This window comes from Streptomyces sp. NPDC051452 (assembly GCF_044454765.1).
Lineage (GTDB): Bacteria > Actinomycetota > Actinomycetes > Streptomycetales > Streptomycetaceae > Streptomyces.
On the sequence record NZ_JBITEB010000044.1, the window covers coordinates 1 to 2,205 of the forward strand.

1 protein-coding gene and 1 pseudogene are annotated in these 2,205 nt (G+C 69.7%); both read right to left on the reverse strand.

Features of this window, described 5'->3' with window-relative positions; all coding sequences use genetic code 11:
• Window positions 1-1,217, reverse strand: a pseudogene (locus tag ACIBA9_RS38105) (hypothetical protein); the annotation flags it as partial.
• A gap of 66 nt (window positions 1,218-1,283) precedes the next feature.
• A complete protein-coding gene (locus ACIBA9_RS38110) occupies window positions 1,284-1,766 on the reverse strand; it encodes an ATP-binding protein (RefSeq protein WP_399370367.1) in 483 nt (160 codons plus the stop codon).
• Window positions 1,767-2,205 lie beyond the last annotated feature (439 nt).

Sequence of the window (2,205 nt, forward strand, 5' to 3'; positions counted from 1 at the left end):
TCGTGGAGTCCCGCGGGAGATGACCGCACGACCCGCGCTCGCATCAGCGGATTGCGCCGCAGCGCCTGCGGCGCGTGCAGATCGCGCAGCGCCGCGCGGATCGACTCCGCGAACTCGGTTTGGGACAGGACGAGTTCGGCCGACTGCTCCTGCACCGGGCGGGTCGGGGCACCCACCTCGCGGGCCGCGGTGAGTTCGAGCCACTCGGTGAGGCCGGTGCGTCGCCAGTCGTGGACAAACACCGGGTAGGTGGCATCCCCGATCGTGTACGCCGCCTCGGCTGCCGGCCAGAAGTCCAGATAGCCGAGTGTCGGCTCCCACAGTCCGGCATCCGCGTACGCCCCCACCAACGTCCAGGCGGAGTGGTCACGCGTGAGGATGTCGAGGATCTGGCACACGGCGAACAGGGTCAGTGACGGCGATGATGCCTGCTCACGGTCACGGTCGAGGAAGAACCGCCAGGCTCGTACGTGCTCGCCTGGGCGTGCCGCGCCGTGCTGCTGGGTGTACTGCCACATGCTGTCGACGCCCGGATCCACCCCGACGTCCTCGGCGCGCAGGTCGAGGCAGGCGCCGAATCCCTGTGGCTCCCCGTCCGGTCCGCGAAAGACCCGGAAGGCTCCGGGCTGGCGCCGTATCCAGTGCGCCACCAGTTCGGCCTGTTCCGCCCCCTGAGCGCGGGTCGTCATCTCGACGATCGGGGCCGTGTCTTGCGGCCGAAGTACATCGATGTGGTGGTCGACGGGCCGGGCGGCCGCGACGTATGCGGCGAGCCTGGTCCGCGGGCAGGTCACGACGATGGCGTCGGCCAGGAGCCGTTGTTGCTCGCGTGGGTCCGGCGCCGAGCGGATCCGTGCGACCAAGTCGGCCCGCACTTGGGTGTGCACCTCGGCGTAACGCTTCGGGTCGCGCCACCGCAGGTCGGCGTCAAGGATGTCGCGGACCGTGTCGTGCAGGAACAGGCCGTACGGACCCTCCTCGACGAACGACAACGTGCGCAGCCAGGTGAACAGCTCCCCGGCGTTGTCGCCGAGCACGGATCGCAGGACGGTCTCGGTGATGACGTTGGCGTGCGCGCAGACCTCCAGCGCCAGCCGATGACGCGGCTCAGGCACCTCCTCCAGGGTGCGGGTCAGCAGACCGCGTACCACGTCGGGCAGGTCTCCGAGTGTGCGTGGCGGGACGTCACCGTCTCGCCGCACCGCGTCGACGAGCATGGACAGGGTGAGCGGGTGGCCGTGGCTGATGTCGAGCAGGTGCTCGTGGAACTCGGCGGGGACGTTCTACCCCGCCAGGTAGGCGCGGCCGTCATGCGGCGCGAGGTTGCGCAGCGCGACGACCCGGACCAGCTCGCGCCAGGCGGGATCGGCCAGCCACCGCGACGAGGGCGGTCGCCGTGCCGCGATGACCACAACCGCGTCGGCGGGCAGCGCGGGCAGGAACTCCTCCCGTACCCAGTCGTCGATGGGGGCGAGCAACTCGTAGGTGTCGAGCAGCAGCACCGTCCGGCCGCTGCCGGAGCGCGCCTGAAGGGAACCTGGGACCGGCGGCACATCGCGGCCGTCGATTCTGATCGGGTCGGCGCTCGCGGTCCCGGCGACATCGGCCAGCACGTCCAGCAATGCGCTCTTGCCGATGCCGCCAGGACCGTGAAGAAAAAGCACGCCGCCTGCCCCCAGCATCGACCGGAACAGCTCGATCTCACCGGTGCGCCCTGCAAAGGCACGCCGCCGTAGCTCATTCAGCCGTTGCCTGATGATCGTCACACCGCGACACTACCCATCATCGAACACCCCGTGCTGGCAGCCATGGCAGCCGTGGCAGCGAACGGCACATGGGCAGCACCGTGCCCAGAGCCCAGTGATCACGTCGGCGGATCTGCGGCAGGGGCGGCGCTCGCCTCGGTTGACCGCCGCCCCTGCCCTCATGGCGCCCTCAGTCCGTCGACGAGCCTGGTCGTCGGCCGACCGAGGAGCCGGGAAAGATCGTCGCTGACACGCGCGAACACCCCCGCAGTGATGGTCTCGTCGAGGGTCACCAAGAAGCTCGCCCAATCCCCATTCCCCGTTCACCGTGGAGCCGGTAAGCATCGCCCGCGGCTCGTCGGGAGCGACCGGCTTGTGGATGACGTTTCGCTCCAGGACGACGGACATCGCTTCCGCGATGTCCGCGTAGGTGAAATCCGTGTCGCCGGAGGGGTTGGGG